Source organism: Pseudomonas sp. F-14 TE3623 (assembly GCF_053629015.1).
The window spans coordinates 3,438,186-3,460,914 of record NZ_JBRJHM010000001.1; the positions used below are offsets into that span (position 1 = coordinate 3,438,186).

21 protein-coding genes are annotated in these 22,729 nt (G+C 57.0%); 13 read left to right on the top strand and 8 right to left on the bottom strand.

The window, feature by feature from the left end; all coding sequences use genetic code 11:
• The first annotated feature begins 13 nt into the window (after positions 1 to 13).
• Both AB7M29_RS16105 and AB7M29_RS16110 read left to right on the top strand, forming a co-directional pair.
• The gene (locus tag AB7M29_RS16105) at positions 14 to 1,255 is read left to right on the top strand and encodes an NAD(P)/FAD-dependent oxidoreductase (protein WP_454247277.1); all 1,242 of its coding nucleotides are present in this window, start codon (positions 14 to 16) and stop codon (positions 1,253 to 1,255) included.
• A gap of 1 nt (position 1,256) precedes the next feature.
• Positions 1,257 to 2,105 (top strand): sugar phosphate isomerase/epimerase family protein, encoded by an 849-nt coding sequence (locus tag AB7M29_RS16110; RefSeq protein WP_454247278.1) that lies wholly within the window; start codon positions 1,257 to 1,259, stop codon positions 2,103 to 2,105.
• 96 nt (positions 2,106 to 2,201) lie between these two features.
• Here the strand turns inward: AB7M29_RS16110 and AB7M29_RS16115 are convergent, their stop codons facing one another.
• From AB7M29_RS16115 to AB7M29_RS16130, 4 genes are all read right to left on the bottom strand, one after another.
• Positions 2,202 to 3,032 carry an alpha/beta fold hydrolase gene (locus tag AB7M29_RS16115; protein ID WP_217854589.1) on the bottom strand — a complete coding sequence of 277 codons (831 nt, stop codon included), beginning with the start codon at positions 3,030 to 3,032 and terminating at the stop codon, positions 2,202 to 2,204.
• 248 nt (positions 3,033 to 3,280) lie between these two features.
• A complete protein-coding gene (locus AB7M29_RS16120; RefSeq protein WP_454247279.1) occupies positions 3,281 to 4,267 on the bottom strand; it encodes an MBL fold metallo-hydrolase in 987 nt (328 codons plus the stop codon).
• Positions 4,268 to 4,318: 51 nt separating this feature from the next.
• A complete protein-coding gene (locus AB7M29_RS16125; RefSeq protein WP_217854591.1) occupies positions 4,319 to 5,521 on the bottom strand; it encodes an NAD(P)/FAD-dependent oxidoreductase in 1,203 nt (400 codons plus the stop codon).
• Positions 5,522 to 5,764: 243 nt separating this feature from the next.
• Positions 5,765 to 6,157: a response regulator transcription factor gene (locus tag AB7M29_RS16130; RefSeq protein WP_217854592.1), complete on the bottom strand. Its 393-nt coding sequence runs from the start codon at positions 6,155 to 6,157 to the stop codon at positions 5,765 to 5,767.
• A gap of 299 nt (positions 6,158 to 6,456) precedes the next feature.
• Here AB7M29_RS16130 and AB7M29_RS16135 point away from each other — a divergent pair, with 299 nt between their 5' ends.
• The 7 genes from AB7M29_RS16135 to AB7M29_RS16165 all read left to right on the top strand — a co-directional run bounded on the left by AB7M29_RS16135 (position 6,457) and on the right by AB7M29_RS16165 (position 16,376).
• A complete protein-coding gene (locus AB7M29_RS16135) occupies positions 6,457 to 7,392 on the top strand; it encodes a LysR family transcriptional regulator (RefSeq protein WP_454247280.1) in 936 nt (311 codons plus the stop codon).
• 105 nt (positions 7,393 to 7,497) lie between these two features.
• Positions 7,498 to 7,938 carry a MerR family transcriptional regulator gene (locus tag AB7M29_RS16140; RefSeq protein ID WP_217854594.1) on the top strand — a complete coding sequence of 147 codons (441 nt, stop codon included), beginning with the start codon at positions 7,498 to 7,500 and terminating at the stop codon, positions 7,936 to 7,938.
• A complete protein-coding gene (locus AB7M29_RS16145) occupies positions 7,931 to 8,680 on the top strand; it encodes an SDR family NAD(P)-dependent oxidoreductase (RefSeq protein ID WP_217854595.1) in 750 nt (249 codons plus the stop codon). Before AB7M29_RS16140 ends, AB7M29_RS16145 begins: the two co-directional genes overlap by 8 nt.
• A gap of 135 nt (positions 8,681 to 8,815) precedes the next feature.
• Positions 8,816 to 14,287 carry a trifunctional serine/threonine-protein kinase/ATP-binding protein/sensor histidine kinase gene (locus AB7M29_RS16150; protein WP_454247281.1) on the top strand — a complete coding sequence of 1,824 codons (5,472 nt, stop codon included), beginning with the start codon at positions 8,816 to 8,818 and terminating at the stop codon, positions 14,285 to 14,287.
• Between the two features lie 156 nt (positions 14,288 to 14,443).
• On the top strand, positions 14,444 to 15,052 hold the full coding sequence (locus AB7M29_RS16155) for a lecithin retinol acyltransferase family protein (protein WP_217854597.1): 609 nt from the start codon (positions 14,444 to 14,446) through the stop codon (positions 15,050 to 15,052).
• A 107-nt stretch (positions 15,053 to 15,159) separates the two neighbouring features.
• Positions 15,160 to 15,810 carry a response regulator transcription factor gene (locus AB7M29_RS16160; protein ID WP_454247282.1) on the top strand — a complete coding sequence of 217 codons (651 nt, stop codon included), beginning with the start codon at positions 15,160 to 15,162 and terminating at the stop codon, positions 15,808 to 15,810.
• 104 nt (positions 15,811 to 15,914) lie between these two features.
• Positions 15,915 to 16,376, top strand: coding sequence for an NUDIX hydrolase (locus AB7M29_RS16165; RefSeq protein WP_217854599.1), 462 nt, complete (start codon positions 15,915 to 15,917; stop codon positions 16,374 to 16,376).
• Between the two features lie 51 nt (positions 16,377 to 16,427).
• Here AB7M29_RS16165 and AB7M29_RS16170 read toward each other — a convergent pair whose 3' ends face one another.
• Together AB7M29_RS16170 and AB7M29_RS16175 are read right to left on the bottom strand one after the other, a co-directional pair.
• Complete coding sequence (locus AB7M29_RS16170) at positions 16,428 to 16,982, bottom strand: GrpB family protein (protein ID WP_454247283.1); 555 nt, start codon at positions 16,980 to 16,982, stop codon at positions 16,428 to 16,430.
• 134 nt (positions 16,983 to 17,116) lie between these two features.
• Positions 17,117 to 17,977, bottom strand: coding sequence for a LysR family transcriptional regulator (locus tag AB7M29_RS16175; protein ID WP_454247284.1), 861 nt, complete (start codon positions 17,975 to 17,977; stop codon positions 17,117 to 17,119).
• Positions 17,978 to 18,169: 192 nt separating this feature from the next.
• Here AB7M29_RS16175 and AB7M29_RS16180 point away from each other — a divergent pair, with 192 nt between their 5' ends.
• The 3 genes from AB7M29_RS16180 to AB7M29_RS16190 all read left to right on the top strand — a co-directional run bounded on the left by AB7M29_RS16180 (position 18,170) and on the right by AB7M29_RS16190 (position 21,097).
• Positions 18,170 to 19,723 carry an MFS transporter gene (locus AB7M29_RS16180; protein ID WP_454248718.1) on the top strand — a complete coding sequence of 518 codons (1,554 nt, stop codon included), beginning with the start codon at positions 18,170 to 18,172 and terminating at the stop codon, positions 19,721 to 19,723.
• Between the two features lie 139 nt (positions 19,724 to 19,862).
• Positions 19,863 to 20,261: a DUF1801 domain-containing protein gene (locus AB7M29_RS16185; protein WP_454247285.1), complete on the top strand. Its 399-nt coding sequence runs from the start codon at positions 19,863 to 19,865 to the stop codon at positions 20,259 to 20,261.
• 323 nt (positions 20,262 to 20,584) lie between these two features.
• The gene (locus tag AB7M29_RS16190) at positions 20,585 to 21,097 is read left to right on the top strand and encodes a hypothetical protein (protein ID WP_217854604.1); all 513 of its coding nucleotides are present in this window, start codon (positions 20,585 to 20,587) and stop codon (positions 21,095 to 21,097) included.
• Positions 21,098 to 21,430: 333 nt separating this feature from the next.
• Here AB7M29_RS16190 and AB7M29_RS16195 read toward each other — a convergent pair whose 3' ends face one another.
• A complete protein-coding gene (locus AB7M29_RS16195; protein ID WP_225922901.1) occupies positions 21,431 to 22,078 on the bottom strand; it encodes a helix-turn-helix domain-containing protein in 648 nt (215 codons plus the stop codon).
• Entirely contained in the window at positions 22,075 to 22,236 is a 162-nt protein-coding gene (locus AB7M29_RS16200; RefSeq protein ID WP_008011108.1) for a hypothetical protein, read from the bottom strand. Before AB7M29_RS16200 ends, AB7M29_RS16195 begins: the two co-directional genes overlap by 4 nt.
• Before the next feature lie 231 nt (positions 22,237 to 22,467).
• Between AB7M29_RS16200 and AB7M29_RS16205 the strand changes: the two genes are divergently transcribed.
• Positions 22,468 to 22,683, top strand: coding sequence for a TOBE domain-containing protein (locus tag AB7M29_RS16205; protein WP_392887244.1), 216 nt, complete (start codon positions 22,468 to 22,470; stop codon positions 22,681 to 22,683).
• The last annotated feature ends 46 nt before the right edge of the window (positions 22,684 to 22,729 follow it).

Below are 22,729 nucleotides of genomic sequence, written 5' to 3' on the forward strand. Positions count from 1 at the left end.
CGGAGTCTGTGCCATGAATCCTGCCAATGCTCCATTGATCATCGTCGGCGCCGGCCATGCGGGTGGCCGCGCGGCCCTGACCTTGCGCGGCGAAGGTTATAGCGGTCGCCTGATTCTGATAGGCGACGAGTCCCACCCGCCCTATGAACGTCCGCCGCTGTCCAAGGGGTTGTTGCAGGGCACGGTCGATCTGGCGGGTTACAGCCTGTGCGACACCACTCAGCTTGCCGATCTGGACATCGAACACCTGGCCGGCAACCCGGTGAAATACCTGGATCCGCAGCAGCATCGTCTGCAGTTGGCCGACGGCAGCTGGCTGCATTACGCCCGGCTGTTGCTGGCGACGGGAGGGCGGTCGCGCAGACTTGCCTCGGTGCCCGAGCATCTGCTCAATGTGCTTTATCTGCGTACCCATGACGAGGCGCTGGCACTGCGCGCGTCGTTGCAGCCTGACGCCCGGGTGGTGATCATCGGCGGCGGCTTTATCGGACTCGAAGTCGCCGCCACCGCCCGTGCCTTGGGTTGCACGGTGACCTTGCTCGAGGCCGGACCGCGTCTCGCGGGGCGAGTATTGCCGGAGCAGCTGTCCAGTGTCCTGCTGGAACTGCATCGCAGTCAGGGCGTGGATGTCCGGCTGAATGTGGCCATTGAGGCGGTGCAGGGCGCTACTCATGTTGAGTCCGTGCAACTGGTCGACGGCGAGTTGCTGCCCTGCGACCTGGTGGTGGTGGGCATCGGCATGCAACCCAACACTGAACTGGCCGAGGCCGCAGGACTCGAGGTCGGCCAAGGCATCCGCGTCGATGCCCAACTGCGCACCAGTGCGCCGGACATCTTTGCGGCGGGCGATGTCTGTGAGTTTCGGCTGCACCCGCAAGGCGTTTTCCAGCGTCAGGAAACCTGGCGCAACGCCGAGACCCAAGGTCGTCACGCCGCCCTGAATCTGTTGGGCGGCGAGTTGCCCTTCGAGGTCATTCCCGGTTTTTGGTCCGATCAATACGACTGGGGATTGCAGACCATGGGCGTGATCGCAAACACAGAACCCACGGCGAGTCGGACAACCCCTGGTGGCGGTTACCTGTTGTTCTACCTTGATGCCGAGCAACGTCTGCAAGGCGCTTGCGGTTGGGGGCAGGGGAATAGCGTCGCCAAGGACATCAAGCTGTGCGAACGGCTGATCGCTTACCGTAACCTCCTTTCGGTAGACGCTCTGGCCGACGCCGATGTACCGCTCAAACAACTGCTGAGGAACTGACATGCGTGAATTCCTGGTCTTTCAGTCCCAGTGGGCCATGCAAGATCACCGCGGCCAATGCGACCTTCCCCTGGAAGCGCAAGTGGAGAAAATCGCCGCCGCCGGCTTCGACGGCATCACCGACCATTTCTGGGTCGTGCCACATGCCGCACGCCTGCATGCCGCCGCCAAGGCGCAGGGCCTGCAAATCGAAGGGCAGGTGTTCCCCCGCACCGTGGATGATCTGGCGGCAGCGATCGATGTCGCGTCCCGCTTCGGCTGCCACCACCTCACGCTGCAAGCAGACGTGCGGCCGCGCACGCTGAAGCAAGCTATCGAGCTGATCGAAGGCTGGCAGCGTCTGGCCGAGCAGGTGGACTTTCCTGTTCTGCTGGAAACCCACCGTTATCGCCTCACCAATGACCTGTTGTTCACCCTCGACATCCTCGCTGAAATGCCCGATCTCAAACTGTTGGCCGACTTGTCCCACTATGTCGTGGGTCGCGAACTGCCAGAGTCGGCTACCGCCGAGGACGACGAACAGATCCACACCATCCTGCGCCACAGTTGGGGTTTTCATGGTCGTGTCGCCAACGGCGAACAGGTCCAGGTGCCCCTGAGCTTCGCCCAGCATCGACCCTGGCTGGAGCGCTTTCTGGGCTGGTGGCGTTATGGGATCGAGGATTGGCTGGCCCGACCGAACACGCCCGACAGCCTGTCCTTCACCTGTGAACTCGGCCCGCCGCCTTATGCCATTACGGGTGCCGATGGACGCGACATCACCGATCGCTGGGCGGAGGCGCTGATACTTAAGGATGTGATACGTGAGGTTTGGAATGACTGTCGGGCGCGGTCAAACGATGGGGGTTGATTTAACGTGGGAGTGTCGTAGGGCAGGCAGTTTTCGACTGTGGCGCCCATTTCAGCCGCCGCAACGGCGATCAGATCGCCGTCACGACGTTAGTGCTCAACCGCGAATGAACGCCAGCAAATCGGCGTTGATCTGATCCGCGTTGGTAGTCGGCATACCGTGAGGAAAGCCCGGGTACGTCTTGAGGGTGGAATGCTTCAATAGTTTGGCCGAAAGCGGCGCAGAGTCGGCAAACGGCACAATCTGATCATCCTCTCCATGCATGACCAGTGTGGGCACCTGAATCGCCTTCAGGTCTTCGGTGAAGTCGGTCTCGGAAAACGCTTTGATGCAGTCGTAATGAGCTTTTGCACCGCCCATCATGCCTTGACGCCACCAGTTGTCGATTGCGCCTTGTGAAACCTTGGCCCCAGGTCGATTGAAACCGTAGAACGGCCCCGACGGCACGTCCAGGTAAAACTGTGCGCGGCTGGCGACCAGTGCCGAACGGAACCCGTCGAACACTTCCAGAGGTAAACCGCCGGGGTTCTTCTCTGACTTAACCATGATGGGGGGAACCGCGCTGATCAGTACGGCCTTGGCGACGCGTCCCGGTTTGGCTCGAGCGGCGTAGCGCGCTACTTCACCACCACCGGTCGAATGGCCGACATGGATCGCACCTTTAAGGTCGAGCGCATCGGTCAGCTCGATGACGTCAGCGGTATAGGTGTCCATTTCGTTGCCCGCCCAAGTTTGGGTCGAGCGGCCGTGACCGCGGCGGTCGTGCGCGATCACCCGATAGCCTTTGAGCAAGAAAAACATCATCTGGTTGTCCCAGTCGTCCGCGCTCAATGGCCAGCCGTGGTGAAACACGATGGGCGTCGCGTCTTTCGGCCCCCAATCCTTGAAGAAAATCTCGGTGCCGTCTTTGGTCGTAATAGAGTTCATAGCGTGCATCTCCTTGTGATCTGGTTTGTTTTGGGTTGCAGAGTGCTCAATAGCGGCCTGCGTCAACCCGGAAAAGCTGGAAAGCGGTACCAACAAACTGGCGGCCACTACTGCTGAACTTGTCAATATGGCCCGACGCTGGAGATCTATCTCCCGATTGGAGTCTTTCATTAAAGGTCTCTCGATCATGTGATGTTGCTCAGGGAGATTCGTGCCTCCGTGAACGGAGGCGCAAATCCGACAAGCGATCAGTAGTCCCAGAAACCCGCGACCCAGCGAAAGGCGTCACCGTCCACTGCCACCCGGCCAACGGAGGGGAACGGCAGGTGAGTCGCCACGAACAGCTCACCGCTAGCTGCCGCCTCTTGCAACAGGCGGACACGAACGCGAACCGACTCCTCAGGGTCATGTTCAAAGCCGTTATGCCAGTCGGGGTGTTCGAAGGCGACCGGGAACAGGGCGTCGCCTGCGAAGGTCAACCGCTCACCGCCGGATGTCACGTAGACCACGCTGTGCCCTGGGGTGTGGCCGCCGGTGAGCTTGACGACCACGCCTGGTGCCACCTCGTATTCATCCTCGAACGTGCGCACCTTGCTGCGGTATTCGCTGATGAACTGATTGGCCGTTGCCCGCAGGACGTCCGGCACCGGCGACGGCATGGAGGTGAGGGAGAAATCGGGCGACTCCCAGAACGCGACCTCGGTGGCTGAAACGTGGATACGCAGATCTGGACGCAGTTGGCTCTTCACCTCATCGACAAGCAGCCCGCCAATATGGTCCATGTGCATGTGGGTAATCACCACGTCGGTCACGGACGCAAGATCGATACCGGCGGCCTTCAGTCGTTTGGGGAACTGCCCGGCCCGCGGAAATCCGGGGAACTGTCCTCCGAGTCCAGCGTCGACGAGGATGAGCTTGTCGCCGCTGCGCACCACAAGTACGTTCAGCGCCCAATCGAACGCGTCCGGCCCCAGAAACATGTCCTTGAACCAGGCCGCGCGGGCGGCTGGGTCGGCATTGGTGGACATCGTCTCGGTCGGAAGAGGCAGCACCCCATCGCTAACCACCAGCACGTCAATCTCGCCGATCCGCAGCGCGTAGCGCGAAGGAACCAACTCCTCGGACCCCGACCCACCGGGGTGTGAGGTGTTGTGCAAGCTCAGGTTTGACTCCTGCTGAGCGTTCCTTTTCTGTGTTCCATCCTTTGGGGTGGGGTGGTTCAAATGCATAGTCATGGTCCTTCTCCTATTGCTTGGGTCAAGAACGTCGGGTTCAGGCGGGAGGCTTCAGGCCACAGGAATCATCGGGTCGGCTGCTGCCAGGGCGGCGGCCCGATCAGCTGCCGGTGGGTAGATCCACTGGGTGTTGATCTGCGTCTTGAGCTCTTTGGCCGTTTCCTTGACCAGCTTGAGCTGGCGATCCCAGCCTTCAGTAAACACCGCGCCCCAGGCGCCCAGATCGAGGCAGGTCACGTACTTGGGCTGACGGTAGGGGGTGGGCGCGACACCTAGCAGGTCCGCAGCGACGTTGTTCCCGGCGTGACGGCCTAGAGAAATCGCATGCTGGCAAGACATTGCGGCGAAGTTACCGAGGTCGTCGGTGGCGGCATAGGCGACATCTCCAGCGGCGTAGACATGCTCCTGGCCGAACACCTTCAGGTTCTCATCGACGTGCAGGCGACCCTGGACATCGCGCACGCTGGAAATCTGTTCGGTCAGCGGGCTGGCGCGAAAGCCGACGGTCCAGATCACTGTTTGGGTCTCGATGCGGCTACCATCGGCGAGGGTAACGCCGTTGGCGTCCACTGCCGTCACACTGGCGTTGACCACCCATTCAATGCCCAGGTATTCGGACGCCTCGATGATCGATGGACGAATTCCCTCACCCATGGTCGCGCCGATCTGAGGCGCACGGTCGATGATGATCACGCGGATGTCCTGATCGTTACCGAGCAAGGACCGCAGTCGCGCCGGCATCTCGGTGCCGGTCTCGATACCGGTGAAACCGCCACCCGCGACCACCACCGTGTTGCGGGCAACGCTGGAGGGACGGTTCTTGAGGGATTTGAGGTGGTTCTCCAGGCGCATCGCGGCTTCGATCTGATCAACGTCGAAGGCATGGGCGTCAAGGCCTGGCACCGTCGGACGGGCTAACTGGCTGCCAGCCGCAAGTACCAGGCGATCGTAGGTCAATGTGCTCCACCGGCCAGCCTCATCGCGATAGCCAACGGTCCTTCCAAGGTCATCAATGTGCTCGGCGGTGCCTTTGATGAAACGCACACCTACCGAGTCGAACAACCCATCCAGGGGGGCGAACATTTTGTGCACGTCGCTTTCGTAGAAGCGGGGGCGGATGCGCAATTGCGCCTGGGGCGCCAGCAGCGTGATTTCCACGTCGCTACGACTGTGCTTATCCAGTAGACGGGCGGCGCTCAATGCACTCCACACACCACCGAACCCCGCACCAATAACCAGAATATGCTGTTTCATTAGTTGTTCCTCAAAAAGGTTTTCAATGTTATTGAAGTTATTCTTCAAGTTTGGTTGGTCGATACAAGGGCCCCGAAAGTCAAGGTGCCTATGTTGAATGCAGCAGGTCGCCCGCTGTGGATTTATGTTATTGCTGGATTATTGTCGGCGCACTTCTACATCGGTTCAGAAAAGCTATACGTCAGTGGTATGGGGATATACGAAGGTTTGTATTGGATGCAAAAGAGAACTTTCAGAGCGCTCTCAGTTCTGCTGGAGGAGGGCTGTTTCGATGTAGTTCAGAAGCTTGTTGGTGTCACAAGGTTTAGGCAGATAGGCAATCAGCGCAGGCGTATCGGTGCTAAGGGGCGGGAGGGCTTCAGGGTAAGCCGTGATGAATATAGTGGGAATGTGAAAGCCCATCGCGACGAGCTGCTTATGAAGCTCAAAACCGCTCATTCCCGGCATCTGGATATCGGAGATAAGGCAATGTGTTTGAGCGGGACCGTCCGTGTTGAGAAACTCCAGAGCGCTGCAATAAGTTTTAACTTTGTAACCGCAGGATCGCAGCAAGCTTTCAAGCGCTGTCCGGACCGAATCATCATCGTCGACGATGGCGATAATCATTGAGTTGCGTATTTGTGTATCTTGCTTCATTTGGGACCCTCGTGACAGCTTTGGTCGTTACTACAACATACGCCAACTTGTAAGGTGTTGAAGTATACCAATGTATGATCCGCTAAGACCAAAGTGTAGATGTTCTACTTGGAAGTTCGATGAAGTCACCCAGGTTAGTCTTGTGCTACTTGGTCGCGATTCCGGGCATACCCATGTACAAGGCTGCCCAACCAAGGGATACATCGGCTGAACCTAGGTACAAGTGACGTCTTGCTATTGGCCTGCATAAGCTTGAACTCCCCTTACCCATGTGGCCTTGTGCCTAGGCGGTGAACGTGATGAACAGAAATGATCTGCGGCGTGCCGACATCAATCTGTTGATTGTCTTCGAAACAGTGATGTGCGAACGCAACGTTACCCGGGCCGCAGAGAGACTTTTCCTGTGTCAGGCCACTATCAGCAGCGCCCTCGGGCGACTGCGTTCGATGTTCAATGATCCGCTGTTCATCCGCACTGGCAGGGTGATGGAGCCGACGGCGCGGGCAGAAGAAATTCATGCGCGGCTGACGCCAGCATTGGATGGCATTGCTGTCGCCTTGAGTTGTGCCCGGGCGTTCGACCCACTCACCAGCGACGAGACCTTTCATATCGGGCTCTCTGACGATGTCGAGTACGCGCTGCTTCCTCGTTTGATCAAGCACCTGCGGGACGAGGCGCCAAACATCACGCTGGTAGTGCGCAGAGTGGACCATCGGCAATTACCCCAATTGCTGACCTCGGGAGAGATTTCCGTGGGTATCAGCTTTGCGCAAGAACTGCCGGCCAGTGCCCATTGCAAAAGCTTGCGAGCGATGCAACCCATGCTATTGCGTGCCGATTCGGCCCCCGGTTCCCTCGAGCTGGATGACTTTTGCAGGCGGCCTCATGTGGTTGTCTCTTCGATGGGAAATGTCATCGACGATGCCGACCATGCCCTGAGTCTGGTCGGTCGGCAGCGCAGGGTAGTACTGGCTGTTCCGCAGTTCAGTGCCTTGCCCGCTTTGCTCGCCGGCAGCGACATGATTGCGATCGTACCGGACTACGTCGCCCGGGCCATGGAGCGAATGGAGGGGATGCGTGCTGACTTTGCGCCGTTGGCGCTACCGGCGCCGGACTTGTCCATGGCTTGGCGCGGCGCGGCCCACAACGACCCTCGGGAACGCTGGTTGCGTTCGTGCTTCTGTCGCTATCTTGGTCAACATCAAGAGCAGCCCGCGCCTCTCGCCGTAGCGTGAATCAAGGCTACATTGTTCCGTGAAGCGCCCCCTGGCAGGTCGTGCAAACAGGGCTTGACCCTGACATTAGTGTCAGGGTCGTAGAGTCCCATTGTGGAGGACAACATGAGAATTGGAGAACTGGCATTCCGGACCGGTGCGAGTCATCGGGCCTTGCGTCACTACGAGCTGCAGAAGCTAATCGAATCGACCCGACGGGAAAACGGTTATCGCGAATATGCGCCAGGGGCCGTGCAACGAGTCCTTTGGATCAAGGAACTCATTGATTGCGGTTTCAGTACCCGACAAATACACGGTCTGCTCGCCTATCTGCAGGACAGCGAGCCAGGCAGTGAACAATTTCGTCAGTGCCTGAAGCAGCACATGGAGAAGCTGGGCGCCCTGGACAGCTTGCTCGCGCTGTTGTTGGAGCGAAGGCAACGACTGTTTGACCGACTGGAGCGCTACACCCAATCGGGCGCATCGACGAACACAGGTGAGCGAGAGAGCGATGCGCTCAATAACACACGCTTTGATAGGGAACTGGAGGGAGTTAGCGATGGGTAAACTGGACGATAAAGTAGCGGTGATCACCGGCGGTGGCAGCGGCATTGGCCTGGCGATCGCGCGTCGGTTCGTTGAGGAAGGTGCGAAAGTGGTGATCACCGGACGCCGACAGGAAACGCTGAATGATGCGCTGGCGATAATAGGTTCACGCGCCACAGCATTCAGGGGAGATGTCAGTCGACGGGATGACATCGAGCGTTTGTATGAGCAAGTGGGGGAGTTGCATGGCCGCATTGATGTGCTGGTGGCCAATGCCGGCGTCATCCATCCCGCACCGTTGGAGTCAGTGACCGAGGAGCAGTACGAAAGTCAGTTCGATATCAATGTCAGGGGAGTATTCCAGACCACCCAAAAAGCCTTGCCGTTGCTCAACGACGGCGGCGCTATCGTATTGGTTTCTTCCATTGCGCATTTCAAGGCACTGGAAGGCCACTGTGTGTACGCGGCGACCAAGGCCGCGGTACGCTCCTTTGCACGCAGTTGGGCGCATGATCTCAAGCATCGCGGGATCCGCGTCAACTGCCTGAGCCCGGGGCCGGTGATGACACCGATCATCGGCAAAATGGGCATACCCGATGAAAGTCTGGAGGCCTTTGAGAAGGGGCTTGGCGAGATGATCCCCCTTGGACGACTGGGCCGTCCCGAGGAACTGGCAGCGGCGGCGCTGTTTCTGGCCAGCGACGAAAGTAGCTTTATCACTGGCATTGATCTTTGTGCTGACGGTGGGCTCGGTCAGATCTGAGTTCTAATGGTACTGGAAGCTGTTGTAGGCTATTGCGGCGGCATCGGCATGTGCGGCGCGACTCTGGATACAGCGTGACGGTAATGCGCGGCAGTCAAGAACCTACTTATTGTTCCCGCTCCGACGGATAACAACATGCAGATACTATGGAACGATGGTGAGCGTACCTTCTGTCGAGAGTTACGCTCGGGTGTGGAAGGCGACCGCAATGTTCTGGTTGCACGACCCGCTGCTGAACAACCGCTTCCGGCTTGTCTTGGCCGTTTCGCCCACGAGTTTGGCCTGAAGGACGAACTGGATGGCTCTTGGGCTGTGCGTCCGCTTGAGATGGTGCGAGAAAGTGGGCAGATGTATCTGCTGCTGGAAGATACGGGTGGCACGCCGCTTGTGCAATTGCTGGTTGCCCCCATGGAAACGCTAACTTTTCTGCGTCTTGCTATTAGCATCGCGCAGGCATTGGGAAAGCTCCACCAGCGCGGACTCGTCCATAAAGATATCAAGCCCTCCCATATTTTGGTGAACTGCTCCGACGGTCAGGCCCGGCTTACAGGGTTCGGCCTCGCCTCGTGGCTACCGCGTGAGCGACAGGCGCCTGAGACCATCGCTGGCACGCTCGCCTACATGGCACCTGAGCAGACCGGCAGGATGAATCGCTCGATCGATTTACGCAGCGACCTCTATTCCTTTGGCGTCACGCTTTACCAGATGCTCACGGGCTCGCTGCCGTTTACGGCATCTGACCCGATAGAGTGGGTGCACTGCCATATCGCCAAAAAACCGCAGCCACCGAGCGTGCGGGTCGAAACAGTCCCCGATGTGCTTTCCCGGATTGTCATGAAGCTGCTCGCCAAGACCGCTGAGGAGCGCTACCAGACGGCTGCGAGTGTTGAACACGATCTGCGGCAATGCCTGGCAGACTGGGAGTCCTTGAGCCACATCAATGCCTTCGCGTTGGGCGAGCAAGGGACATCCGATCGGCTGATGATTCCCGAGAAACTCTACGGGCGCGAGCATGAGGTGAGTACCTTGATCGCCGCGTTCGATCGGATCATCGCAAGCAGCGCGCCGGAACTGATGTTGGTCACCGGCTATTCCGGTATTGGCAAATCCTCTGTGGTCAATGAGCTGCACAAAGCGCTGGTCCCGCCGCGAGGACTCTTCGCTACCGGCAAGTTCGATCAATACCGGCGCGATATTCCCTATTCGACGCTGGTGCAGGCATTTCAAAGCCTGGTGCGCACGCTGCTGGGCAAGAACGACACTGAACTGGCGCAATGGCGTGACGCATTACAGAGCGCACTGGATGCCAACGCGGGGCTCATGACCGACCTCATTCCCGAACTGAAGCTCATCATTGGTGAGCCACCACCGGTGCAGACACTTGAGCCTCAACAGGCGCAACGCCGTTTCCTCCTGGTGTTCCGGCGCTTTATCGGTGTATTTGCCCGGGCGGAGCATCCGCTTGCTCTGTTTCTGGACGATCTGCAGTGGATCGACGCGGCAACGCTCGACCTGCTGGAGGATCTGTTGACCAGCTCGGATGTGCGGCATCTGATGCTGGTGGGTGCCTACCGCACCAATGAAGTGAATGTCACGCACCCATTAGCGGGCAAACTTCAGGCCATTCGGAACGCTGGGGGCAGGGTAGATGAAATCACTCTGGCGCCGCTCGGGAAGGGACACATTGAGCAGTTGATTGCGGATGCGCTTCACGACGAGCTTGCGCACATCGAGCCCCTGGCGCAGTTGGTGCTGGACAAAACCGCCGGCAACCCGTTTTTCGTGATCCAGTTTCTGCAAACACTCGCTGACGAACAGCTGCTGACCTTCAACCATCAAGCAAGGCAGTGGTGCTGGAGCCCGGAGCGCATCCATGCCAAGGGTTACACCGACAACATCGTGGACCTGATGGTCGGCAAGCTGACCCGCTTGCCGGCTGAAACGCAACACGCATTACAGCAGCTTGCCTGTCTGGGGAACGTTGCCGGGACCACGACGCTTTCGACCGTTCTGGGCATCCCCCAGGCACAGATCCGCACGGTATTGTGGGAAGCCGTACGCCAGGAGTTGGTTCAGCGGCTGGAAGGCGCTTATGGCTTTGTTCATGACCGTATTCATGAAGCGGCCTATTCACTGATCCCCAAGGGGGCTCGCGCCGAGGCTCATCTGCGAATAGGCCGGCTGCTCGCAGCGCAGACGCCCCTGCAAGGGCGGGAGGAGGCGATCTTTGACATCGTCGGCCAGCTCAACAGCGGCGCAGTGCTGCTCACCGATCAGGCCGAACGGGAGCAATTGGCAGAGCTCAACCTGATGGCCGGCCAGCGTGCCAAGGCGTCAACGGCCTATGCCTCGGCGCTCAACTATCTCACCACGGGTGCGCAGCTGTTGGACGACAGCTGTTGGGCGCGTCTGCATGGGTTGATGTTCGCGCTGGAGTTGAACCGGGCCGAATGCGAGATGCTGACTGGACAGTTATCGGTCGCGGACAAGCGCCTGGCGGCGCTATCGGATCGCGCCATGACTACGATCGAACGAGCCAATGTCGTGTGTCTGCAAATGGATGACTACCTGCTCCTGGATCGGAGCGATGGCGCGGTCGCTGCTTGTCTCGCCTATCTGCGGCATGTGGGCATCGAGTGGTCTGCTCATCCGAGCGACGATGAAGTGCGCCAGGAGTACGACCATATCTGGTCGTTACTGGGTGATCGGGCAATCGAGGAACTCATTGATTTGCCATTGATGGAGGACGCAGCTTCCCTCATGACCGTCAGCGCGCTGGGCAAGCTCTTCCCGCCTGCCTTGCAGACGGATGCGAACCTGACGGACCTGTTGATCTGCAAGGCGATCAGCCTGAGCCTCGAAGGGGGCAACTGCGATGCCTCATGTGTGCATTACGCCAATGCATTCAGAGTCGCCGGACGGCGTTTCGGCGATTACGAGGCAGGATTCCGATTCGGCCAACTCGGCTGCGAACTCGTTGAACAGCGAGGCCTGAAGCGATTCGAAGCCAGTACCTATCTTTGTTTCTCGAATTTTTCCGTGCGCTGGATGAAGCCCGTAGAGCAATGCCGCGACCTGCTGCATCGCTCATTTGCTGCGGCGAACCGGATCGGTGACTTGCCATATGGTGCTTATGCGGGCAATAGCCTCACCTCCGACGCTCTCTTCGCCGGCGAGCCATTGTCCGAGGTACAGGACGAAGCCGAACGTGGCCTGGCTTACGCCAGGAAGGTGCGGTTCGGGCTGGTCACCGATTTCATTGGCACACAACTGGCGCTGATCCGGATGCTCCGGGGTTCGACGCCAGTATTCGGTTGTTTTGATGATGGACAGTTTGACGAGCCAGGCACCGAAGCCCACCTGTCCAGCAATCCGGACCTGGCATTGGCCGAGTGCTGGTACTGGGTCCGCAAATTACAGGCATGCTACATGGCCGACGACCCCAGGGCGGCCATGCAAGCCGCTGCAAAGGCACAGCAGTTGCTATGGACGTCATATTTGTTCTTCGAGGAGGCTGAGTTTTACTTCTATGACGCACTGGCTCGTGCCCGATGGTGCGACAGTGTCCCGGTGGACGAGCGTGCGCAGCACCTGATCGCAATGGCGACGGATCACCGGCAACTCCAGATCTGGGCTGAACAGTGTCCAGAGAATTTCGCGAGCCGGGCCGCGCTGGTCGACGCCGAGATCGCCCGCGTCGAAGGACGCATGATCGAGGCCGAGTTGCTTTACGAACAAGCCGTCCACTCGGCGCAGAAGAGCGGTTTCGTCCATATCGAAGCGCTTGCCAACGAACTGGCGTCTCGCTTCTATGCGGCCCGCGGTCTTGGGAAAGTAGCCCGCGTTTACTTGCAAGACGCTCGCTACGGCTACCTGCGCTGGGGCGCTGATGGCAAGGTGCGGCAGCTTGAGGCACGGTATCCGTTGCTGAGGTCCGAGGAGCAAACGCTCGGCCCGACAACGACGATGGCCGCACCGGTCGAACACCTCGATCTGGCCACCGTGATAAAGGTCTCGCAGGCCGTGTCGGGAGAAATCGTCCTGGAAAAACTCATCGACATGATCATGCGCACAGCCATCGAACAGGCCGGTGCCGAACGAGGCGTGTTGATTCTGTCGGACACGGGTGAGCACCGCATAGCAGCGCAAGTGACCACTGGCAGCCATTCGATGCAGTTGCGCGATGAGCCGATGACTTCGGCACTGCTGCCGGAGTCACTTCTCTACCATGTCCTGCGCACGGGTGAGAGTGTTTTTCTTGATGATGCCCTGACCGAGGCCCCGTTTGCCGAAGACCCCTATATACGTCGGCACCACGTCCGATCGGTTCTCTGCCTGCCGTTGATGAACCAGGCCAAACTGACCGGCGCGCTCTACCTCGAAAACAATCTGACCGCCCGTGTGTTCAGCCCATCCCGGATTGCCGTGTTGAAACTGGTGGCCTCACAGGCTGCTATTTCGCTGGAAAATGCCCGTTTGTACCGCGAGGTCGCGGAGCGCGAAGGGAAGATTCGGCGTCTCGTAGACGCCAACATCATCGGGATCCTCGTCTGGAACGCCGACGGTGACATCGTCGAGGCCAATGATGCCTTTCTTCGCATGGTGGGATATGAGCGAGAGGATCTTGTCTCGGGCTGTCTGCGCTGGAGAGATCTGACAACACCGGAATTTCATGAGCTCAGCGAGCACTTTTTGGCGCAAGCCGTGCGGACCGGCTATGCCCAACCCCACGAGAAGGAATATTTCAGAAAGGATGGTAGTCGCCTGCCGGTGATTGTCGGTTTGGCGATGTTCGAAGCCAGCAGCAAGGAAGGAGTCGCTTTCGTGCTGGATCTGACCGAGCGCAAACAGGCGGAAGAAAAAATCCGCGAAAGCGAACGACGCTATCGCGAGGTGCAAACGGAGTTGGCCCACGCGAACCGTGTCGCGACCATGGGGCAGCTTGTCGCCTCGATTGCTCACGAAGTCAATCAACCGATTGCAGCGGCCATCCTCAATGCCAACGCCGCGCTGCGCTGGCTAAACATCCAGCCGCCGGAGATCGAAGAGGTCCGCAAAGTACTTGGCAGTCTCATCATGGATGCCAATCGGGCAGCCGATGTATTGGGTGGAATTCGTCGGCATATCCGCAAGGCACCACCGCAAAAGGGGGCGGTGGACATCAACGCGGCGATTCGCGAGATGATCGAGTTCACCCGTGGCCAGATCATGAAGAGTGGGGCCTTGATTCGGACTCAACTCAAAGACGGTTTGCCATTTATCGAAGGCGATCGCGTTGAACTGCAACAGGTGCTGCTCAACTTGATCATGAATGCGCTCGAGGCCATGAATGGTGTAAGCGAGGGTGAACGCCAATTGCGCATCAGCGCTCTGTTAAATGACGCCGGTTGTGTGCTCGTCAGTGTGAGCGATTCGGGGCCAGGGTTTGCCTCGGAAAACACCGAGCAGATTTTCGCTTCTTTCTACACCACCAAGCCCACCGGATTGGGGATGGGGTTGTCCATTTGTCGCTCGATCATCGAGGCACATGGCGGCCACTTGTGGGCAAGCGTCAACCGGCCCCGCGGTGCTACCGTTCAATTCACCCTGCCTGTCGAGCATCATTGAATCTACTGCACTCTGGTCGCCTGCAATCAGGTGCCCGGTTTAATACTTAGGTTTAGGGGAGGTATATTAATGGTCACTTAAATTAATCCTGTGTACAAATGAAGCTTCGCAGCCCTGGCGATATATTACATAACAAGGGTCTGCGGAGAGTTTGTCGTGAATACTCTAGCTATCAAGTTGACAAGTGGATTTTCATCGCTTCGATCAGTCATCGTTTTTTGTCTGACGATAATGGAAATAGACCTCGCTGGTTATTTGAAGGCGCTAATGCTCGAAAGTTGTCTGTTTGTCGAGCGCTGCAATGGTAGTAAGTCACCAAGAAGATCTTTCATGTTTCCAATGGAGTTAGTGCATGTCGAAAAGGATACAGTTAATTTGCCAATAGGTTCGCACCTGGTTAGCCCGCGCAAATTTTATGTGCATCATGGCATATACCTTGGGTGTGGGGACGTAGCTCATTACTCTGGATTTAGCAGTTCCCTCAAGCCAGGTCCCATCGAAGTGACTGACCTTGAAAGCTTCGCACGCGGCAAGCCAGTCTGGTTGATACGGGAACCGTGTGAATATTCAAGCGATGAAATTGTCAGTCGTGCGCGTTCTAGAATGGGTGAAAGTCAATACAGGATTCTGTCCAATAACTGCGAGCATTTTTGCAATTGGTGCATTAGTGGGCGAAGTTGTAGTGTCCAGGTCAGGGCGTTTCTCCATTGTCCACGTTATCTACTTTCTTTTATTTCAGCGCTGGAGCTGTATTTTATAGCATGACTTTTCCCAGTCTTTCCGGGCCGTTGTAATCATGCTTGCGCGCGCACTAACGCAAAATAAAGTGTTGTGCTAGACTTTTTCCTTCAACCAACCAAAGAGGGCTGTGCATGAACGGAAATCCACCATCCAATGAGCAAGGCAATAAAGGTTCTATGGTGTTCGTGGTGGATGACGATGCTTCCATGCGCGACGCATTAAGCAATCTTTTACGCTCTGCCGGTATACAAGTCGAGACGTTCGCATCCACTGCGGAGTTTCTTCAACAGCCAAAGACAGAGGGTGCAAGCTGTTTGATCCTTGATGTACGACTTCAAGGTAACAGTGGTCTTGAGTTTCAAAGCCAGTTAGCTAAATCCAATGCCAATATTCCGATTATTTTCATCACTGGGCATGGGGACATCGAAATGTCCGTCAAGGCGATGAAAGCCGGTGCGGTGGATTTTTTGGCAAAACCGTTCCGTGAACAGGACCTTCTGGATGCGGTGTCTGCCGCACTGCAAGCAGATGTCAAACGCCGGCAATTTGAGCAGCAGTTTTCAGATCTGCATGCCCACTATCAGACGCTGACAGTTCGTGAGAAAGAGGTAATGGCCCTTGCAGTCAAAGGTCTGATGAATAAACAGATTGCAGGGCAGATGAATCTGAGCGAGATCACCGTGAAAATTCACCGCGGGCATGCAATGAAAAAAATGCACGCAAAGTCATTTGCTGATTTGGTTCGAATGGCAGAGTCATTAGGGGAGAGTCTTGATCGTTGATCAGTTTGGCGCTGGTGAAATTGCGGCCGAGTCGTCGATGGGTGACCTCCGACTGATCGGGACGGCACTCCACATTTCAAAATTTCAGGGAAGATATACGTCAAATGCGTGAGCGAAAGGCCGCACGATTACTAGTTATAGGCCCCTCTCGGGATGTCCTTCTTTTCAAATTTATCCATAAAGATGGGGCTTTAGCCGGTAGAAATTACTGGGCCACCCCAGGCGGTGGTCTTGAAGACGGAGAAACATTCCACGCCGCTGCAATACGTGAACTGCGTGAGGAGACTGGTATTCAGGTCAACACAGTTGTAGGGCCTGTGGCAGATCGGAGGTTTTCAATGCTCCTGCCCAGCGGCGAGACAGTGTTCGCAGTTGAGCAGTATTTCGTTGTGCATGCGCAAAGCCAAACCCTTTCTAGCTCCGAATGGACCTTACACGAGACTCAGGTCATGGCAGATCATCAATGGTGGTCCGCTCACGAGCTGAGATCTACTGGAGAAACAGTATGGCCAGAGGCGTTAGTTGAGATGCTTGTGGATGCAGGTGTCTTCGAACCGGCTGCGTAACCTCCACCGCGAATCCATATGTGTTTTTACACACACTGGGCCGAAAGCAGCTTATCGCGAGGGGCCGCTATCGGTGTCGCATCCGGCTGCACCTCTGTGAGCGGGTGTCGAGACTGACCCCATAAGCCCGTCGATAAAGGGTGCTTTCCGTGCCAGGTATTCACTTATGCCGCCGGTGTTGTTTGCTTCCAGTTCAAGTTTTAAGTCTTGATACTGTTGGCGAATCACAGGGGCGTCCCTGAGCAAGTCACGAAAACGGAGCATTCTTTCGATTTGACCGTGGCCGGTGATACAAACGTGGGCCTTATGTGTTCGCACACCATCAACATCGCGACGATAAAAATGGTGTCCCGCCGACAGATCGCTTCCCCGTGCATAGCCTAGTTCGCGCATGACATTGTCTCGGGAGGATTCGTTTCGATGCTCCGCAACCTCGACCAGGAGGTCGATCTCTGGCTTGGCTGCGAGCCCGGGAACGGCGGTACTTCCGACATGATGGATGGCAATAAGATCAGTGCCAAACGCCTTCGCGATCTGCTCTTTGGCACTAACGAAGAGCGCGGGCCATTTACTGTCGTAGGGGGAAATCTTGCTGGTTAGCGCCATGTGCTTCTTCCTTGTATCCGCAGGCTTGGCAATATTGCGGCGATAGCCATCCCGTGTCCAACGTCCACAACCCAAACAGCCATTCGCAACCAACAGGACGCTTACCCTGGAATGCCAATGGCAGTCAGCCTGTTCTAGATCGATGACGACTCAGACATCTGCACCAGCAGTTGCCCAAATGTATTGGCCGCAGGCGTCTTTCCTGTGACGCTCCATATCAGTCTGAAATCAGCATCCAGCAGCGGTGGCAGGCCATATTGCCCGTCAATCACCACCATGCTGGGCTCTAGATCTCCCAGCGGTAGCGCGGTGACGGCAAGCCCCGCCAATACCGCCGCCCGCAGTCCTTGTTGACTTGGAGAGGTGAAGGCAACTCGCCAATCCACTGTGGAACTCGCCAGTGCCTCTACGGCCACTTGCCGGTGCATGCAGGGCGCTGGTGCAAACGCCAGCGGTAGAGGGGCGTCGCCGGTAAAGTCGAAACCCTGCGCCGCGGCCCAGACAAACCGGGTTTCGCGCAGCACGGTACCGCCGGCCTGACTGCCCGGCAATGCCATGACCACGGCCAGATCGAGCCCATCGGCATCGACCTGCGCGCGCAGATCGAGGTAGGTGCCAACGGTTACATCCAGACGTACTGCGGGAAATTGTCTGGCGAACCGAGTCAATAACGGCGGCAGGCCGTCGCCGATAAAGTTTTCTGGCACACCGAAGCGCACGGTTCCGGATACCGATGAAGTTTTGAAACGTCGTGAGAGGGCGTCTTGCGCGTTGAGGACATGTTCGGCATGACGCAGAAAATCTTCGCCATCTTCTGTCAGCGTCAAACGTCGGGTGGTGCGCACCAGTAGGGTGGTGCCGGCCTGTTCTTCCAGGCGCCGGATCTGATGACTGATCGCTGACTGGCTCAAGTGCAGCCGTTCTGCGGCACGAGTGAAACTACCGGTCTCCTTGATCGCGACAAAAGCACGCAACAGAGCTGGGTCGAAGTCCATTTAGTCAACTCATGATGAATATTAATAAAACTTACGAAATTAAATCATTTCTGTCATTTTTTAATTACTTCCAGAATGCGGCCGGTCACTTGGAGTTATGTCGGGTGACGCTGGTGAGGCATTGCGCCAACTCCCTGAGGGCGTTCAGGGCGGTCTTGCCAGTTGCCCATCAACTTGATCTGGAAGATCACGATGCAGTTCTCTTCTTCGCAAAAAGATGTTTTCACAATAGCCGCCGTTTGCTTGGCCTCGCTGATGTTCGGCCTGGAAATCTCGAGCGTGCCGGCAATCCTGCCCACACTTGAATCGGTTCTGCGCAGCGATTTCAAAGATATGCAGTGGATCATGAATGCCTACACCATCGCCTGCACCACGGTGCTGATGGCCACCGGCACACTGGCGGATCGGTATGGGCGCAAGCGAGTGTTTGTCATTAGCCTGGTACTTTTCGGCATTACCTCACTGAGCTGTGGATGGGCGCAAAGCACCAGTGTGTTGATCGCAAGCCGATTCCTGCAAGGTATGTCCGGTGGTGCCATGCTGATTTGTCAGGTGGCAGTGCTGTCTCACCGATTCCAGTCGGGAGCTGCGCGCGGTAAAGCTTTCAGTGCCTGGGGGATCGTGTTCGGCATCGGTCTGGGGTTCGGTCCGATTATCGGCGCAGCTATCGTGGAGTTGTCGAGTTGGGAATGGGTGTTCCTGGTGCATGCGCCAATTGCCGTGCTCGCGCTGGTGCTGGTGATCGCCGGTGTCGATGAGTCACGCGACCCGCAGCGTCGCAGGCTGGATGTGCTGGGCATTATTTCGCTATCGCTGGCAGTGTTGGGTCTTTCCTGGTTCATCACTCAGGGAGCGGGGCTGGGCTTCTCCAGTGGTTCGGCCATCGCCAGCCTGGTTGTGGCAATGGTCAGCTTCATTGTCTTTGTCATCGCACAGCGACGCTATGTCGATCCCATGTTCGACTTCTCGGTATTTCGCATCCGCCGCTTCTCGGGTGCCTTGCTAGGGTCGGCAGGCATGAACTTCAGCTTCTGGCCATTCATGATCTACCTGCCGCTGTACTTTCAAAATAGCCTGGGCTACGCCAGTGTCGGCACCGGTCTGGCACTGCTGGCGTATACGCTGCCAACGCTGGTTATCCCTCCGTTGGGCGAACGGCTGGCGCTACGTTATCGACCTGACGTGGTGATTCCCGCAGGCTTGTTCATCATAGGTCTGGGCTTCCTGCTGATGAAATGGGGCAGCAGTGTCACGCATGCCAGCTGGCTGACGATGCTTCCCGGCTGCCTGATCGCCGGAATCGGACTGGGGTTGACCAATACGCCTGTCACCAATACCACCACTGGATCGGTGCCCAGTGAGCGTGCAGGCATGGCATCGGGCATTGATATCAGCGCTCGTATGATCAGCCTTGCAATCAATATCGCGCTGATGGGATTCATCCTGGTGGAAGGCATCCTGTCTTCCCTGCGCGAGCAGTTATCTGGCTCCTCTGATGATGTGCAACTGAGGTTGCCGGCGGAGAATATTTCAGCCGGCAACTCCGCCGTGTTGGCACAGGCTGGCCAGGGCACTACGATTCCGGTCGATGTCGCCAACGCAGCTTTGGCCCATGGATTTGGCTGGGTGATGCTGTATGGCGGTATTGCGGCATGGGTGCTAGTGGCGGCGAGCTGCCTGGTCTTTCACGCAACTGGGCCGTGCCAAGATGGCCGAGACCATGTGTCCAGCGAAAAGGCTGGTTAAGACTCGAGCTCTTCGCAACGCCATGCTTGGAGCACAGTGTCGATTGCATTTGATCATGGCGGGCTCCTGCTATGGTTTATGTCGCTGGATTTTATCCAGCGACGAAACTTGATGACCCCCCAGAGGAGTGACAACCATCATGAAGAAGATCGACACAAAGGAAGACGAGGAGGGAAGCTCTGCCTCTGAGCTGATAGACGCAAAAATCCAGGCGCTGGGTGGCTGGCGGGGTGAAACGCTCTCCCGGGTCCGGACGCTCATCAAGCAAGCCGACCCCGATGTGGTCGAGGAGTTGAAGTGGCGAGGGGTTCCAGTGTGGTCGCACGCCGGCATCATCTGCACCGGCGAGACGTACAAGAATGCCGTGAAGATGACCTTCGCCAAGGGCGCCGCGCTGGAGGACCTTTCAGGTCTGTTCAACGCCAGCCTCGAGGGCAACACCCGACGTGCCATCGATTTCCATGAGGGCGACAGGATTGATGAAGACGCGTTGAAGACGCTGATTCGTGCGGCGGTGGCGCTCAATACGTCGACGTAAATTGTTCTATACGGCTAACTGATCGACTCCAGAGCTCTCGAATAAAAAAATCGGCACTGTTTAGATCGATTATTTCTTTCGGTTCTTTATATAGCGCTGGGTCGAATATCCGTAACTGCTAAAACCACGTCTTCGTTTTGATTCTGTCTGTGATGAAGGCGCTTTAGCCGCTATTACAGACGGCAGCGTACCGACCACGCCACTAAAGCGGTTTCAACATCAAAACCTGCTGCTCGGCCATCATCTTGTCGTCCCTTTGCCAGTCCTTAGAATCCGCCTCCATCAGCTTCGTCCAACTATCGAATCGCTTAGGGAGTTACACCATGATGAACGCCATGCAGATGCCAATGCCGATGATGAACGCCAACATGCCGATGATGCCAATAATGGGCATGCCGATGATGATGGCGACCATGAGCTGCGAAATGATGGACGACGGCATGATGTGCAAAATGATGCCGGCCGCTGGCATGGACATGGCCATGTTCAAGAACAGCGCTGAAATGATGCAGATGATGATGAACTGCGGCATGCCAATGATGATGCACTGCGGCAACATGAGCATGATGTGCATGTCCCAGGCGAGCATGGCCATGCCGATGATGAACATGATGATGCCCATGCCGATGATGGGCATGCCGATGCCGTCGATGAAGTGTGTGATGGAGTGCACGATGATGGCCGACTGCATGATGTGCAAAATCATGCCGATGGCCGGCATGAACATGGACATGATGAAAAGCTGCTGCGACTTGATGATGAAAATGATGAACGATTGCAGCATGCCGATGATGATGAGCTGCAACGGCATGCCGCTGATGTGCTGCACCTGCTGATCCCTGACAGGAGCACAAAAAAGCCCCCGCGACCTTATGGTTACGGGGGCTTTTTCATTCCGGCAAACACCACATCCCCCCGTAGGAGCGAGGCTTGCCCGCGAAGGCGGAGTGTCAGCCAATATTAATGTTGGATGGACTGGCCTCATCGCGGGCAAGCCCGCTCCCACAGGGATCTGGGTTGAGCGCGGTATTCGTGGGTAGCGGTAGTAAAACTGTGGGAGCGGGCTTGCTCGCGAAGGCGGTGTGCCAGGCAACATTAATGTCGACTGACACTCCCTCTTCGCGAGCAAGCCCGCTCCCACATTGGATGTTCATTGCTCTTTCAGGTGTTTAATCCAGGCGTTCCGGATAGGTCACCACCAGATAAGCCACTGCCTCACTGTCCGCGGGGTTGCGGTAGCGGTGGGGCTGGTCGGCGTAGAACAGGATCGAGTCGCCGGTAGACAGCAGGTAGCGTTCATCGTTGACGCTGATTTCCAGTACACCCTGCGACACCACCAGGTTCTCCTGAACACCGGGGCCATGCCCCTCGCTGTGGTCTTCGCCCAAAGGGCTCAGGCGCAGTTCGTAAAATTCCGATTGGCGTGCCACATCAAACGGGAACAGGGCACGGCTGATGAAGGCTCCGTTGGCGCTGACCAGGCGTTTGCTCTCACGTGCGGACAGCACGGCCACACCTTCAAAGGCTCGATGCTCAAGAAAGGCGGCCACCGAGACTTTCAGGCCTTTGGCAATTTTGCACAGCACTTTGATGGACGGCACGCTGCGTCCGGACTCGATCTGCGCCAGCATTGCCCGGCTCACACCGCATTGCCGGGCGAGCGCGTCGAGGGACAAGTGACGCTTGCCCCGCAGCCGTTGCAGGTTCTGTGCGACTCGCTCGCAGATCGGCTCTTCTTCCAGTGGCTCCAGATTATTCAAATCCGTCACGGGTTCGTCTGCGCTCGCCAGAAATCGCGAGGGTTGCTGCGCGTTCATGCGTGTCGGGTCTCGGTCGAATGAGCGGCCTGGACCCATTGATAAGCCTGTAAACCGGCGTTACGTGCATACATCTCCCACATGGCCCGTGCCCGTTGCTGAGCCTGTTTGCGTTTGCGGTAACTGGCGAAGTCGATGAGGTTGTCAGTCGGATTCATGGGGCACTTCACTGTGGTGATGAATGACGGGATGAGCTGAGAGTACGTGGATATATTTATAACGATAAATACTGATTTTGTATTTGTTAATTCGTTTTGGTTATTGAATTAATATTCAATTAAGGAATAAGCAGATAATTATATATTCCTTTTGTTGTTAGTTCGGGTGGTGCATTTTGAGGGTCTGCACATCCATGCGGATGCGCCCGACATCAGACAGGAAGCCTCATCATGACCATCAAAGCGATCAACGTCCGGAACCAGTTCAAGGGTGTCATCAAGGAAATAGTAGAGGGCGATGTGGTATCTGAAATCGACGTGCAAACCGCTTCCGGGATCGTCACCTCGGTGATTACCACCCGTTCGGTGCGCGACCTTGAATTGAAAGTGGGGAGCGAGGTGATTGCCTTCGTCAAATCCACCGAGGTGTCGATCGCCAAGCTCTGAAATTGAAATTTGAGCGACGAAAATCCTGTTGGAGCGTGGCTTGCCC